Here is a 14,918-nt window from a genome sequence, read left to right as displayed (position 1 = left end):
AGCAGCGGCGGCAACCGCCCGTGCGTCATCCACGGTGTACAGCGGGGCGGTCCCAGGCGTCTCCGCAACAGACTGCAAGAGTTCCTGGATTTTGGTGTACAGGTGCGCCGCCCGTGGCTCGATCGCCTCCCCGTCACGGATCTTCAGGGCTGCGAGCATTGCGCTGGTCAAGGCGAGGTTAAGGTTTGCGGCGCGGCCGCCGCCTTGTTCAAGCCGCTCCTGGAGGTCGGTCGGTACCTCGACCGAGATCTCAATCATGCCGGGTCGTTCCACAGACGGGACGATCCGTTGTGACGCTGAGTCAAACATAAGCGCCCGACGGCGTGCGACAGGCAGATCAGCGTCGTCCTCCGGACTGCCCAGCGCCTCGTGGGATCTGGCGACGAGCCGCTCACCCACGGCCTTGAGCACGGCCCTACGTTCGTCGTCGCCTGTGACCACCATCCATATCGCGATCTGGTCCGGAGGTACTTGTAGGGCCTCTTGGTCGTCGCTTGCCCGAAACGGTCCGCTTTCGCCGACGATCCGCGCGATCTCCATGTCCCACACAGCGGGATGCTCCAAGAAGGCGTCAACCGTGTCCCCAGCCGCGGCCAGATCCAGCACGACGAGCGAGTAGGCCACCGCCGGAAAGGCCACGCTCTCGCCGGCCGAGAGTACGTCGTCGAGCACGTCAGCTAGGGGCCGCGCCACCAGCTGTGTCTTCGCCCAGGCGCGAAGCGCCATCAGCGCCGACATCGCGGTGTACGCGCCGATGCCAGACCGGCGATACCAGCCCCAAGCGGTACCCGGCCCGCTGTACATCACGGCCTCGGCCCAGTGCGGCAGGCTCAGGGGAAGCCTGATCTCACCCCGCGGAACACCGAACGACGCCTCGACGCGGATCCGCGCATCAGAGGCGGCGTCGACTACGGCCCCCACGAGCCTGAGCCCATGTGCCGGGGAACTGGCCAGCAGTACCGCGAACGGCCCCCAGTCAGGTCCGGCCAGACCAAATCCAAAACGGCGGGACGTGTGAGGGGAATGCTCTCGCACGCCGTCCTCATCCTCGTACCCAGACAGGCCTGTACGCTTCCGCCTTGGTCGACGCTTGGCTGAGCGGGCGGGCCGGCGGCTAGGTACCTCCGGGTCCAGCGTGAGGGGTAGATCCAAGTAGCAGCTTCCAGCGAGTTCGAGCAACAGATCCGGGTTGTCTCTGGCCAATGCGGCCGCCACTTCCGGATCCTCGACTACTACATATAGGTCATGTCCACGCTCCTTCGCACGGTCGAGAAGCGCCCGAGCGTCCGGTGATAGGTAGCCGCCAAGCAGTCCCACAACCGCTAGCGCCGCGTCGTACGGATCGCCGTACCAAATGTCAGCTGTCCATTTGGCCACCACAGCGCTCAAAGTAGTGGGGTCGGGGATGAAGGCTGTTGCCTGACGCCCATTCACTTCCAGGCTCACAAGCCAGCGACGCACCAACTGAGTCGCCATGCCATTCAGCCGCTGCGGCAGACGGTCAGAAAGGGCACCAATAAGCGCCACGACGGGCGCAGCCAGCACATCGTCGAGTTGGAGTGCTTCGCCGTCCGGTTGGATCCGGGAAGTAGCCGCGTACCGGCCGGTGATGTCGATGAGTTTGTGCAGCCCAGCGCCGTCTCTGGCAAGCAGCTCAGGGGTCAGATGGGCCAACACGCTGTCCGGGCTACCGATGGAGACGAGTGCTTCATACGACACTTCGTCCCAACGGCTTCCGTCTCGGGCCGCGAGCTCCTGGCACAGGCTCACCGCGTCGCTCCAGGCTCGACGGACATCAACGGCGTCATCCGTTGCTTCAGCGAGTCTGTGCTGGATGGCCAACCTCACCGCGCGGATTAGCGAGCGTGGAGTGCTTGCCGACCCCAGAAGCGCAGCGCCATCGTCTTCGACTAGCCGCATGGCCGTGGCGTAGTCGGCCAAGACGTCATGGGCGAAGCGGTACGCCGAACGATGGCGTTGGAAGATGTCGTCGCTGACGAGCCCACTGATGGCTTTTCCGTCGGCGCTCGGCAGACGGCTGCTTCCGGACCCCGCGATGACGGCTTCTGCAAGCATGATCCACGCGACGTCGCGGTCCTGTGGCGAACCTTGCCCGGGCACGAGCCCTTCGCTGCGCCGCACGACCTTCTCGTGGACCACCGCGATGACGTCCTCTTCGCCAAGTACCTCATTCTCCCCAGGGGCAACCTGGGATCGGGCCAGGAGATCCACCAGATACGGTCGGCGTAGCAGGCGCTTGCTCCGGGGATGGCGCAGGAGGGGCGCCAACGCGGGGAAGGCTGTACTGACCTCGTCTACCTCGAGATCGGATAGTTCGTCGAGCAAGATGTACGTTGTAAGACGGTCCCCAAGTCGCCCGGTCAACTGCACGGCCGCATCCGCACGGCTCGTAATCACAACCGTCCATGGTGGCGAGGCTGTTCCCGCGGTTGGCGCGGCATCCAGAAGTGACTCCAAGAGCCGACCCGCATCTGTCAGCGCGTGCTCAGCTCCGTCGATTAGCAGTACTCGGGGGCCGATTGTGGGTGCGGCGCCCAGCACCGTCTTGAGGTGGGAGACGCCCAACTCCTGCTGTACGGTGGCCAGCGTGTCGCCGCTGCGGGTCGAGAGGCTAATCGCAACGACCGTCGCGGACTCATCTAGGTCTTGGACCGCCCGCCGGGAAAGAACGGACTTGCCGACGCCGGCCGCGCCAGACACGAGCACAATGCCGCCGAGTTGGATGGCCTTACCAAGTTCGCGAGCCGGGGTCGCTCGCTCGAGCCGCAGGCGTCCGCCCATCTGATCAACGGTGCGGGCGAGTTCTTGGCGCGAGGCGTCAAGAACTCGCCCCAGTTCAGTCCGGTGGCGCGGATCCGCTGTCAAGGGGATGCTGCGGGCGTTGAGCGCGGCTCGGAGCATTGGGGCGTCGATGACACCCGCGTTCGGCCCCCAGGCCTCAGCCAGCGTCCGCAGCTCCGAGAACACTATGTGCGCCTCTGTGGCACCCGGCGGAAGGATCGTAGACAGTCGGCTCTGGGCCTCCAGCACGTCACGGCCGTCGTCGCCGACCTCGAAAATCCAGACGTGCAGGTACTTGAGGAGTTCATACGCCAACTCGTCTAACTGGTTGTCAGTCAAGGTCTCGCCGTGGGCCTTGATCGCCACGTCCACGGTGTCCTTGAAGTACCCGTAACGTGTCCGCACCTCCCCGGAAGTAGCACCCGGGACGAGAACCCCTCGGAACGTCGCGACCGTCGAGTGGGACCGGGCGATCTCCGTCAGTCTCTGCAGCTGCTCCAGAGGCCCACGCGGGCCGGAGGCGCCGAATCCCAGCCTCAGGCGCCCCGCGGCGAGCGCCTCCCGCTCCTGCCTCAGCGTGTCGATGCATTGGCCAAGAGCGTCAACGAAGGCGTCGTTTGACGGAGCCGGAGACGCCGTCCGCTTGATCTGAAAATCGATGCCATTCTCGGCGGTGCCTGTGTCCGAGCGCAGCACTAGATCATCAAGCGTGTTCCCGGCCACGCGCCGCTGGAACGCCACGGTGGCGAGGGGCGCCGTGAGGCCCGGCAGCAGATCGCCCGTTAAGAGGCGAGCGAGCGCGACGGCACCAAGGGTGTACTCCTCGATGGTGCCGGCACCGCCTGTGGCTTCGGGCGATACCTGCCTCTGCGGGGGTTGGGTGCTCATGTCCTTGGTTTCCTCATCGCCGCCACACCCACGGGATCTCGACCTCTGGCATCAGGCTGGGCTGGCTCCACCCCGGTGACGATGCATCGACCAGCCAACCAGCCCACCGGCTGATCACGCCGTCCAGATCCTCGCCGGTCAGCTTCGTGAATGGCCAAGCCAGCTGCAATACGTCCATTCCCGAAGACAACGCTCCGGCGGACTCCGGCCCCGGTCCGAGAGCGAACGGCGCGACAGATGACGTCCTTGCCATCAGCGGATTGTGCATAAACGCCAGCTCGTACCAGCCGAACCGGCCCTCTTCGAGGGCGTCGCAGTACCAAAGTGCGTGGCTGCGGCCCTCATACCTGTTACGGCCTGCCGGGATCCGCAAGCCGATCTCGGCCACAGCGATCACATCAAACAACGGATGGCCCGGATCGCCCCATCGGTCGGTAGACGCAGTGATCGGCGGGGTCATCCTGAGCGTGGCCTGACCCAGTCGCATCGTCCATTGGCCGTCCCGGGGAGACGGAATGGCAGCAGGGGAGGGCGCAGCATCCGCCAACGATGCCCGGATCGTGCCCGAGATGCTGAGGTAGTTCTGCCGTGCCGCATCCAGGAGTCGCTCTCGCCGCTCCGAGGCACTGGCCGCCCGCGACGCCGAGCGCTCCTCCTCGGCTCGCTTACCCACCTGCTCGTGATGAGCTGCCTGTAGACGCGACAGTCCGGCCGTTGCAGCCGGGATCAGAACTCCGTCCAGCCGTCGCTCCAAATCCGTGGCGGCCGGGCGAGCTTCAGCTTGCTTGTATAGACACTCCATGACCAAGGCCGCCAGAGTGACCGGAACGTTGGGCAGGGGTGCCGGGGTCTCATGAAGGTGCTGTTCTCGGAGATCCGACACGTCGGGACCGACGAACGGCCGCCGCCCTGTGATCAGCTCGTAGGCGATTACTCCGAAGCCATAGACATCGGTCGCACTGGTCGCTCGTTCGTCACGCCACTGTTCTGGGGCCGCGTACAGCGGCGTCTTGGAGAATTTACGGGTGTCGGGCGCCGTGGTGGCATCGGCGAACCGGGAGATCCCGAAGTCTGCGAGGCACCACCGACCGTCCACCAAGAGCACGTTCTCCGGCTTGAGGTCGCGGTGAACCACACGGCCCGCCAGGTCGCCCAAGGCTTGGGCGATGTCCGTCAACACACCCACCGCCGCACCCACCCCGAGACCAGCGCCGCCAATCTCGTTCAGCAGGTCTCGCAGCGACTTCTCGGCCTGGGGCATGACGATGACCCAGGCGTCTTCAGTCTCGCCCTGGTCGATGACCGGCACGACGTTGCGAGCTTCTCCGAGATCCACAAACAGCAGCTCGCCCTGCGCCCCAGGAAGCCTTTTGACGAATTTGACCGCCGCGTCCTCGCCGCCGCCGGCGGCGGCGTACACCTGGCCGAAGCCCCCACCGCCGAGGCGTTCGCCAATCTTCCAAAACTTGCCAAGTTGGAGCGTTGCTCCTTGCATAAAAATCATTCTTTCGTGGCTATTCGAAGCTGACTATGACTGTCATCTACTCGACCGGTACCGGCCGTCCGATCTGATACCGGTCCCCGGGCAGTCGAATAAACGAGGGGTGGGCGCTCATGATCCGCCTCAGGCCTGCTGCAGTAACTTGTTCGCTGCTGGCCAGATTCATGACATCGCGCAACTCGCCGGGCGTCATCGCCTCGCCGCTGCGGGCCAGCGTTCGAGCGCACCGCTCCGTGGGGGACTCGGCCCGCCAGGGTGGATCGTGCACCGTCAACAGATCAGACCTCAATTGGGCGTATTCGCCCATTTCCGCCAGGACCCGGCGCATTTGCAGGCCCAGATGATCCAGCAGATCGCGACCCCCAGCTTGCACGTCCGCCCGCGCCTGCCACAGCAGCCGCCCCGCGACAGCGGCAAGAACCAAGGAGACAGGCACAGTCCAGGGGAAGCGTCGACCGAGCTTCACGAGCCCGCCAACGCCGGCCCACATCATCTGCGTACTCATGATCGCCACTACTGCACGGTCGATCTGCTCGCCTTCGAGAGCAGCCGCCCGCCTCAGTACCTTCGCCGTGACTGTCCAGTCGCTGGCCTTGTTGGCGTAGCCGAGCCGAGCAAATACTCCGTCCCGCGTGATGATCGCCGCTGGCCCGAGGAAGGCTGCGATGGCAAGGCTCGGCCAGTCATCTGGGTCACCTACCGGCTCGGGTTGCCTGATTCCAGCGATCTCCGGTCGCAGGTACTCCCCGATGGGTAGGTCGACAACCCGGAACAGCGGGGCGACCCGATCTCTCCAGACGCTCGTCGCTACCCCTGCGTCAACGCCGATCTTTCTGGCGATCCGGTCTAGGTGCTCATCCATCTCCCCGGGCACGTGCTCCGCGATGAAGCAGGGCACCCGGCCCGTGAGCACGAGCCGGGTGGCCAACGATTGATGACCCGAGATCGCCTCCATGCAGCAAGCCGTTGCGATGGCATTTGTGTCGAGCACCGCCACGAGCTGCGGCTCCCCGGTGATGTGCATCAGGTCAGGCCGGAGCCGCCACTTCAGAGGGATCTCCCAGCTCACTTGAGCAGGAACGAGCGCGGCGGGATGTTCCCGGCTCGGACCGGGCGACTGGCGATCTTCAAGGTCCACCTGGTCAGCCTGGCAGAAGGGTACGACAACTTTCTTCCGGTTTCTGGCCGTCATCCGGCTCCAGCGGACGTCGCCAGGTCCAGGTCGGGGTTACCTCACGACGTGGCGCTCCCACCCGAGCGGCTCGTATACGGTTCTCCTTGCCGGCGGACCGCTTATATTGACCGGATCGCACGAGCGGGTGTGCGAAAGGCAGCGCGACATCAACGGCGGTGTGCACATTGAGCCTTTTTCATCCTGAGTAGGCCGGGTGCTCGACCTGGTGCAGGACGAGAATGGCCTGCACGATCGGGGTCGCCCGGTGCGGGCTGCAGCGGAGTTTCGTCAGGATCTTCCAGATCTTGAGGGTGGCGTTGGCGCGTTCGCCGATGGCTCGGATCCGGGCGTGTGCCCGGTTGACCTTCTTCTGCCAGGCGGAGAGTTTCGGCCGGTAGCGGTGCCGTTTGAACGGGGTCCGGACGCTGCCGCGGACTCCTTGATAGGCCTTGTCGGCGAACGTCATCACCTTCGCGCTGGTCAAGGCCTTGATGATGGCGTGAGTACGGGCTGCGGTCAGGTCATGGACCGCACCGGGCAGAGCTGCCGACACCCAGATCAGTCGGCCGGCCGCGTCGGCTATGACCTGCACGTTCACGCCATGGCGGCGGTGCTTTCCCGAGTAGTAGGGCTTCTGGTCGGCGACCCGGTCGATCGGGATCAGGGTGCCGTCGAGGATCACGTAGGCAAGCAGCCGGATCCTGGTCATCGCTGTTTCGAGGTCGTTGGCGGTGGCGGAGAGGAGGTCGACGGCCTCACGGACGTAGCGCCAGGCGGTCGTCACGCCGATCTCGAAACCGCAGGCCAGGCGGGTCAGGGTGTCGCCGTTGCGCAGGTGTGCCAGGGCGAGCAGTGCTTGCCGGCCGGGGTCGAGGCGCCGCCACCGAGACCTGCGCTGGTTGCGGTGTGCTCGGATGAGGCCGGCGAGGTGGTTCAGGCTGCGAGTGGACAACGGAATCGCGGCAGGGTAAGACAGCACAGCGAGGCTCCCGGTTGGGGCATCGGATCTTGGTCGACTGCTGTCTTACCGGGAGCCTCATCCTATGTCGACTCCGCCGTGATGCCCCTGCTGTGACCTGCACGGTCACGATGAAAATGGCTGTGAAACTCGGTGTTGGCCGGCCTGGGGTTGGCTGGCAGGGTCGGCGTCATGATCGCGACCGGGTGTGGCTCATGAAAATGGTTGCCCCGCAGGGTGCTCTCAGTGAGATCTGCCCATCCGGTCGTGGGTCGGGCGTCGGCCCTGCTCTCTCTCGGTGGCTTGATCAGAAGCTTGCCCGACCCGTTGCAGCGGGTCGTGGCTCATCACAGTCCTGCCTCGAGAGCACCTTTCCTGGGCCGACGCCGTCACGACGTCTCCCCGGGAAGGCAGTGCGCCGCAATGGCCATCGTCGCAGACCAGTACGACTTCATCGTCGGCGTGGACACCCACGCCGCCTCCCACATCCTCGCCCTGATCACCGCCGCCACCGGCGCGATCAGTCAGCCGGCACAGTTCCCTGCCACCCCCGCCGGGCTGCGCCGTGCCGTCGGCTGGATCCAACGCCACACCCAGACCGCGGCGACGCTGATCGTCGTCGACGGCGCCGGGTCCTACGGCGCCACCTTCACCGAGCAGCTGGTCGCGGCCGGTTTGACCGTCGCTGAGGCACCCGAGATCCCGGCTACCACCCGGCGTCGCCGCGGGAAAAGCGACACGGTGGACGCCGTCGCGATGGCCCAGGCCGCTCGCAGCCTGGATGTCGACCATCTGTGCTGGCCGCGGCAGGCCGGCGATCGCACCGCGCTACGAGTCCTGGCAGCGGCTCGCGAACAGATGAGCGGCGAACGCACCCGCGCGGTCAACGCGCTGACCGCGCTGTTGCGCACGGTCGATCTCGGTGTTGACGCCCGCCGGGCCCTGACCACCACGACGATCGCGACCATCGCGGCCTGGCGCACCCGAAGCGACGGCATCACGCTGGTCATATGCCGCGCCGAGGCCATCCGGTTGGCTCGATGCATCCGCGTTCTCGATGCGGAACTCGCCGCCAACCACACGGCACTTCAGCAAGCCGTCACCGCGCAAGCACCCCAGCTGCTCGCCCTTCCCGGCGTCGGTCCTGTCGTCGCCGCCACCGTCCTGCTCGCCTGGTCTCATCCGGGACGCATCCGCTCCGAAGCGGCGTTCGCCGCTTTGGCTGGCGCGTCACCCCTGCCGGCCTCGTCCGGAAACACCACCCGCTACCGGCTCAACCGCGGCGGCGACCGCCGCCTGAACCGGGCGCTCTACACCGTCGCACTGGTCCGCATGGGACACGACCCCCCGCACCCGCGACTACGTCGCCCGCCGCACCAGCGAGGGTCGCACCAAGCGCGAGGTCATGCGCAGCCTCAAGCGCTACACCAGCAGACAACTCTTCCGGACCCTGAACAGCGCCAGCATGGCCCCCAGCACCACTTGACAGCTATAGAAGCATCTCACTGATGACGAACCCGCCCGCCGATTCAGGTAAATCAGGGGTTTTCGGGGGCGGGTCAAATCACAACGGACAAAAAGAAAAGCCCTGATCAGCGTTACCGCTGGTCAGGGCTTTTTAATGGTCGGGCTGACAGGATTTGAGCCTGCGATCCCTTGTCCGTGGGTTAGATCGACGCTTCGGCCGTTGCGTGGAGTACTCCGGTGGAGAACATGACGACGCCGAGGATCACCACTACCGCTGCGGAGACCAGCGGCAATCTGGTGATCAAGATGCTGTCGCCGGGTGGGTGGATTCTCTGTAGTGCGCCGCGGACCGTTACCAGGAACAGGCCCAGGCCTACCAGGACTGCGGCGAGGCCGATGCTGAAAGCGACGATCATGGCCACTCCGAGGCCGGCGCGGTTCAGGCCTACGGCGAGGATCAGGATGCTCAGTGCCTCCGGGCAGGGGATCATGCCGCCGGACAGGCCCATGGCCAGCAGTTCTCGCCAACTGCGCGGCACATGATGATCATGACTGTGAGAATGGCCGCGGCCGTGTGAGTGCCCATGGTCATGGGCGTGCGAATGGTCGCCGGTATGTGCATGGTCGCTGGAATGTGTGTGGTCACCGGAATGCGCATGGGCGTGCGCGGTTCGGTGGGTGTGGAGGGAGCGCCAGCGGCGGACGGCCAAGCGGATGCCGAGGAACAGGACCACACCGCCGGCCGCCAACTCCAGCGCGGGCACCAGGACACCGGGCATCACCCGGTCGCCGATCAGGACGACCATGGTGCCCAGCAGGATCACCGAGGCGGTGTGGGTCACCGTAATGATGCCGCCCAAGGTGATCGCCTGGCGGGGCGTGCTTTTCGCGCCAACCAGATATGCGGCCATCAGCGTCTTGCCGTGGCCCGGGGTCAGCGCGTGGAAAGCCCCCAGCAACGCACACACCCCGATCAGGACGGCCAGCGTCCACGGCGAACCGAGCGGTTCCCGCAGAGCCGAGAACACCCGCCCGGTATAGCCGCCGGACTCCACCCCTGGAGTGGCCACGACCTCGGCCGCCCGGGCCGTGACCTGGTAGGACAGGATGCGCGACGAGGAGGAGGCCGTGACGGCACCGTTCACCGAGACGTCGATCGTCACCGTCTCGTCCAGGCCACTGGAGTATCCGTCGGTGAAGCCGATCTCGCCGGTCCCGGTGGGCAGGGCGATCGAGGCGAGGATCGCCGTGACACCACCGCCGGACGCCATCACCGCATACTCCGGGTAGCTGGTCCGCCCCACGGTGACCGGCAGCGAAGTCCCGTCGGCGGTCACCGACAGTCCGCTCACGACCGACGCGGCATGGGCCGCGATCTCCGCCGGGCTCAGCGCCCCGTCACCGTCGGTGTCGACGGTTCGGGCGAACGCCCCGGCCACCAACGTGCCGGGCAGGAGGTCGACCTCGATACCCAGCACACCGGTGTCCGGATAGAGCGTCACCTCGTGCACGACTTGATCAAGCGGGTGCGCGGTGGCCGGTGCGGAAGGAAGAAGGATGCCCGCGGCAAGCACCGCGACGGCGGCAGGCAGCCGATACCTCATGCCGCGGCCCTTCGGGACGACGTGTACACCGCGCCCAGGGCCACCGCCGACACGATGGTCACGGCGGCCAGGGTCGGGGTGGTGTGGGTGCCCAGGATGTCGGCGACGGTGGCGACCGGGTTCGGCAGGCCCAGGCGGTCGGCCAGCCAGCCGGTGGCCGCTACGCCGGTCAGGATCGCGCCGGTGACCCGGACGGCCGGGCCGAAGCGGGTGCCGGCGATCACCACCAGGGCGGGCAGGGTCAGGGCCACGATGATCAGCTGGACCAGCTCGATGCCCAGGTTGAAGCCGAACAGGCTCAGGACCAGGCGCCCGGTGGACAGCTGCATCTCGGCCAGGGTGAACGAGAACGCCATCCCGTGTCCGAGACCGAACAGCGCCGCCACCGAAGCTTCCCGGCCGGGGAAGATCGGGCGGATCGCATGCACCGCGCCGACCAGGATGCTCAGCGCGATGAACGCCTCCACCGGCCACGCCGGAACGTCCAGCCGGGTCAGGGCGGTCACCGCCAGGGCGGCCGAGTGTCCGATGGTGAACGCCACCGTCGTACGGCAGATGTGTTTGATCGCCGTGCGGGGTTCGCTGACCGCACGCCATCGCCCGCCGCGCGCCAGCAGCGGCGCCGGGAGCAGCAGGATGAGCAGGAACAGCAGGTGGTCGGTGCCCTCCAGGATGTGACGCCCGCCGAGTTCGGCCATCGCCACGAACCCGGACCAGGCGCTGCCGCCGTCGAGGTCGACGGTGAGCGGGGGCACGGTCAGCGTCCGGTTGTCGATCCCGATGGTGCCGACCTGGACCGCCTCGCCACCGTTCTCGGCGAGTTGCCCGGCGGCCCAGTCCTCACGGACCGAGACGAGCGCGGTGTGGGTGACGACCTGATGGACCACCACGTCGTACGCCAGGGTGAAGTGCCGCACGTCGCCGCCGGCCGGCGGGCTGAGCGTCACGTCGGCGTCGAGTTCCTGGTATGCCCCGGTGGAGTCCGAGGTGACAGCCGTGTCGCCGACCTCGACGGTCCACGCGGCGCCGTCAGTGCCGGTCGGTTTGATGTGGGCGGCCAGGTAGGACGCGGTGTCGGTGAGGCCGCCGGCGAGGGAGAGCTCGCTGAGCGGGATCTGCAGGTGCGCGGTCACCGACGTCTCGTGCACGTCGAGCAGGACCACCGAGTGCGGCATGGGATGGGCCGCGGCCGGCGACGCCCCGAGCAGGAGCGCCGCCGGTACCGCCACCGCGATCCCCGCGAGCAGGCGCAGGATGCGGTTCCGGATCATCAGAACGCGAACTCGGCCCCGTAGTCACGGACGTGGTCGCGGTACACCGTGTGGTAGTGGATCTCGGTGTTGTAGACGACGCCGTTCTGGCAGACGAACTCGATCCACACGCCCGGGCCGTCGATGCGCAGGTAGTCGCCCTGCGTGTCGTAACCGGTGCCGCCGGACAGGCCGACGAACGTCTGGTTCAGCTCGGTCTCGTACGTCTTCATCAGCTGCGCGGTGGTGGCGTCGTCGGCGTTGCCGACCCACTGCCGGACGACGTCCAGGACCAGCTTCTTCTGCTTGGCGTTGAGCGACTTGACCGCCAGTCCGGACTTCGTCTCCGGGAACTGGCCGTCCTTCTGCGGGCCGACCAGCACGTCGGTGAACGACTGGTCGAGCGTCGCGGACGTCTTCTGCGCGGTGGTCAGACCGTTGGCGAGCGCCGTGACGGCCTTCTTCTGCGCGGCCATCGCCTCGACGACGGTGCCGTCCTCGGTGGTGTAGCTGATCGGCTCGACGCCGAGGAAGAACGGGCTGGCGCTGGTGACCTTGCCCTTCTCGTACGTCAGGTGGACGGCCAGGTGGTGCCCGCCGAAGTTCAGCTCCCAGGTGCCGGTGGCCGACGGCGTACCGAGGAACGCCAGGTAGTAGTAGTCGCTGCCGTAGGTCAGGCCGGGCATGTCACCGCCACCGCCGGGCGGCCCGCCGGACGGGGCGTCGGCCGGGACACTGGCCGACGGGTCCGCGGACGGGGCGCCGCCACCGGGCGCGCCGGATCCGGCGTCACCGGCGAGGACCTCGTCGGCGGCCACGATCTTCTGGATCTGGTCGAAGCCGGTGCCCGTCCCGGTGCCGGTGGCCGCCTTCAGCACGGCCTTGGCCAGGGTGAGCTGGTCCTCGTCGAGGTCACCGAGCCCGACGCCCGGACGGCAGGTGTCGGCGCACGGCAGATTCGACCAGGCGGTGGCGTTCTCCTCGGTGAACTCCAGCAGCGCCTTGGCCTTCTGCTCGTCGGTCAGGGTGGACAGGAACGCGTTGGCGGCATTCGCCAGCCCCGGCACGCCTTTGGCCCCGCCGGTGGGATTCTTGATCGCCGCCGCCCTGGTCCCGTTCCCGCCGGTGTTGCGGTCGACAGTGGCGGCGTTCGCGGCAACGACACCGGCACTGAGCAGGGCGGCTGCCGCGGTGGCGATGGCCAGGCCCCGCCAGCGCCGGGACGCCGGCTTGCTTTCTTCCTTCACGGATTCTCCTTGAGAACGGATGCTGAGAATTACCTGCGAGCAATTCTTGACATCCGCGGAATGGAAAATCAACGCATCATCGGACATTCACAGACACATTTGAATTGGCTGTGAATTACGCACATCCTGCAATTGTTGTCATCCCCTGGCGGCGGTATTCGTCTACCGCGGCCGCGGTATGCCGCTGTCGTACACCGCGACGATCAGCGCGGCCCGGTCGCCGGTACCCAGTTTGGCCATCGCCCGGTTCACGTGGGTCTTCACCGTGTGCGGGGAGATGGACAGCCGGGCGGCGATCTCCTCGTTGCTCAGGCCGGTGGCGACCAACAGGGCGATCTCCCGCTCCCGGTCGGTCAGCGTGGTGAGGGCGCCCGGCGACCGGGCCGGGACACGCGCGGTCAGGGCGGCCATCGCCTTCGGGGACAGCAGCGAGTGCCCGCGGGCCACCACCCGGACCGCCTCGATCACCGCCTCCGGGTCGGCGTCCTTGCCCAGATATCCGCGGGCCCCGGCGGCGACCGCGTCGAGCACGTTGCCGTCGGTCTCGAACGTGGTCAGCACCAGCACGGCCGGCCCGCCCTCGGCGGTGATCCGGCGGGTGGCCTCGATCCCGTCCACACCGGGCATCCGCAGATCCATCAGCACCACGTCGATGCCACCGGCCCGGACCGCCCGGACCGCGGCCGCACCGTCGGCGGCCTCTCCGGCGACCACGATGCCCGGCTCGGACTCCAGCACACCCCGCAGGCCGACCCGGATCAGCGCCTGGTCGTCGACGATGAGTACCCGTACAGAATCGGTCATGGGTGTGTTGGTCCTTCCGGGTGCAGCGGCAGGACCGCCGTGACGTCGAAGAGGTGCTCGCCCGCCGTGATCTCGAGTCGGCCGCCGGTGGCGCGGACCCGCTCGCGCATCCCGATCAGCCCGTATCCGCTGGTCCCGGTCGTGTGCCCGGCGGCGACCGGATTCACCGACCGGACGGTCAGCTCGTCGGCGGTGGCCCGCACGGTGAGGGTGACCGGGCCGTCGCCGTGCCGTCGCGCGTTGGTGAGCAGCTCCTGAACCAGGCGGAAAGCGGTCATCCCGACCACGTCCGGCACCAGCGCGGGATCCCCGTCACGGTCGACGGTCACCGCCATGCCGCCGCTGCGCAGGGTCGCCACCAAAAGATCAATATCAGCCAACTTGGGTACGGGGACCGCCGCGTCCCGTTGCCCCGGCTCGCGCAACACCTGCAGCATCCCGGCCAGTTCCCGCAGCACCGCCTTGCCCGCCGACTCGGCCTCGCGCAGCGCGGTCTCGGCCTGATCCGGATCGGACCGCACGGTCCGCCGGGCCAGACCGGTGTGCAGCCGGATCACCGCCACGTGATGACCGAGCACGTCGTGCAGGTCCCGGGCGATCCGCAGCCGCTCCTCGGTGACCCGGTGCTGCGCCTCGGCCTCCCGGGTCTCCAGCGCCCAGCGGGCCCGGTCCTCGGCGGCGGCCACCTGGTCACGGCGGGCACGCACCGCCACACCGAGCCCGGCCGCGCCGAGGGTCCAGGCGATCATCGTGAACCCGATACCCGGCAACATCCCCAGCGGCTCGTAGCTGACGACCACCGCGAAGACCACCGCGAACGTGATGACGGCGGCCACCGCGAGGGGCCGCCCGCCGCGTTTGAGCGCCAGGTTCAGCAGCGCCACCTGGCACATCGCGGCGGCGCCACCGGCCCACTCCCCCGCCACACCGACCACGGCGTAACCGGCCAGGCACAGGATCCAGACCGAGACCGCGGCGCTCGGCCGCAGAGCCAGAGCCAGCGCCTGTACGGCCATCACCGCCAGCAGCGTGGGACTCACACCGTCCGGGTTGGTGATCGCCGAGAACGCGGCCACGGCGAAGATGACCAGCGCACAGGCGGCGATCCCGATCCGTGACCCGACGAAGTAGCGCATGACCGCGCCACCCTAACGGAGGAACCTGTCAGCAGCTGGGCGCCGGTTCACGAGGCCCGCCGGGGTGGCTCGCCTCCACGCGCGGGA

At 67.5% G+C, this 14,918-nt stretch carries 10 protein-coding genes; 1 reads left to right on the top strand and 9 read right to left on the bottom strand.

Annotated elements, in window-relative coordinates:
* From Aco03nite_RS49065 to Aco03nite_RS49050, 4 genes are all read right to left on the bottom strand, one after another.
* The coding region (locus tag Aco03nite_RS49065) for an ATP-binding protein (RefSeq protein WP_203809480.1) at positions 1 to 3,690 on the bottom strand (3,690 nt) is incomplete at its 3' end.
* 13 nt (positions 3,691 to 3,703) lie between these two features.
* Positions 3,704 to 5,194, bottom strand: a complete 1,491-nt coding sequence (locus tag Aco03nite_RS49060) for a serine/threonine-protein kinase (protein WP_203809478.1) — start codon at positions 5,192 to 5,194, stop codon at positions 3,704 to 3,706.
* A 37-nt stretch (positions 5,195 to 5,231) separates the two neighbouring features.
* Positions 5,232 to 6,329, bottom strand: coding sequence for a PIN domain-containing protein (locus Aco03nite_RS49055; protein WP_203809476.1), 1,098 nt, complete (start codon positions 6,327 to 6,329; stop codon positions 5,232 to 5,234).
* A gap of 232 nt (positions 6,330 to 6,561) precedes the next feature.
* A complete protein-coding gene (locus Aco03nite_RS49050; RefSeq protein WP_203809474.1) occupies positions 6,562 to 7,344 on the bottom strand; it encodes a transposase family protein in 783 nt (260 codons plus the stop codon).
* A gap of 402 nt (positions 7,345 to 7,746) precedes the next feature.
* Here Aco03nite_RS49050 and Aco03nite_RS49045 point away from each other — a divergent pair, with 402 nt between their 5' ends.
* Positions 7,747 to 8,832, top strand: a complete 1,086-nt coding sequence (locus tag Aco03nite_RS49045) for an IS110 family RNA-guided transposase (RefSeq protein ID WP_239146067.1) — start codon at positions 7,747 to 7,749, stop codon at positions 8,830 to 8,832.
* A gap of 158 nt (positions 8,833 to 8,990) precedes the next feature.
* On the opposite strand, the gene Aco03nite_RS49040 is transcribed toward Aco03nite_RS49045, so the two are convergent.
* The 5 genes from Aco03nite_RS49040 to Aco03nite_RS49020 form a co-directional block, all read right to left on the bottom strand.
* Positions 8,991 to 10,394: a nickel/cobalt transporter gene (locus Aco03nite_RS49040; RefSeq protein ID WP_203809472.1), complete on the bottom strand. Its 1,404-nt coding sequence runs from the start codon at positions 10,392 to 10,394 to the stop codon at positions 8,991 to 8,993.
* Positions 10,391 to 11,665 carry a HupE/UreJ family protein gene (locus Aco03nite_RS49035; RefSeq protein ID WP_203809470.1) on the bottom strand — a complete coding sequence of 425 codons (1,275 nt, stop codon included), beginning with the start codon at positions 11,663 to 11,665 and terminating at the stop codon, positions 10,391 to 10,393. The genes Aco03nite_RS49040 and Aco03nite_RS49035 overlap by 4 nt, the downstream gene beginning before the upstream one ends.
* Entirely contained in the window at positions 11,665 to 12,891 is a 1,227-nt protein-coding gene (locus tag Aco03nite_RS49030) for a DUF3500 domain-containing protein (protein ID WP_203809468.1), read from the bottom strand. The genes Aco03nite_RS49035 and Aco03nite_RS49030 overlap by 1 nt, the downstream gene beginning before the upstream one ends.
* Before the next feature lie 162 nt (positions 12,892 to 13,053).
* Positions 13,054 to 13,695 carry a response regulator gene (locus Aco03nite_RS49025; protein WP_203809466.1) on the bottom strand — a complete coding sequence of 214 codons (642 nt, stop codon included), beginning with the start codon at positions 13,693 to 13,695 and terminating at the stop codon, positions 13,054 to 13,056.
* Positions 13,692 to 14,831: a sensor histidine kinase gene (locus Aco03nite_RS49020; protein ID WP_203809464.1), complete on the bottom strand. Its 1,140-nt coding sequence runs from the start codon at positions 14,829 to 14,831 to the stop codon at positions 13,692 to 13,694. The genes Aco03nite_RS49025 and Aco03nite_RS49020 overlap by 4 nt, the downstream gene beginning before the upstream one ends.
* Positions 14,832 to 14,918: the final 87 nt, after the last annotated feature.

This window comes from Actinoplanes couchii (assembly GCF_016862075.1).
Classification (GTDB): domain Bacteria; phylum Actinomycetota; class Actinomycetes; order Mycobacteriales; family Micromonosporaceae; genus Actinoplanes; species Actinoplanes couchii.
This window is presented reverse-complemented; position numbering and strand designations above follow the sequence as displayed.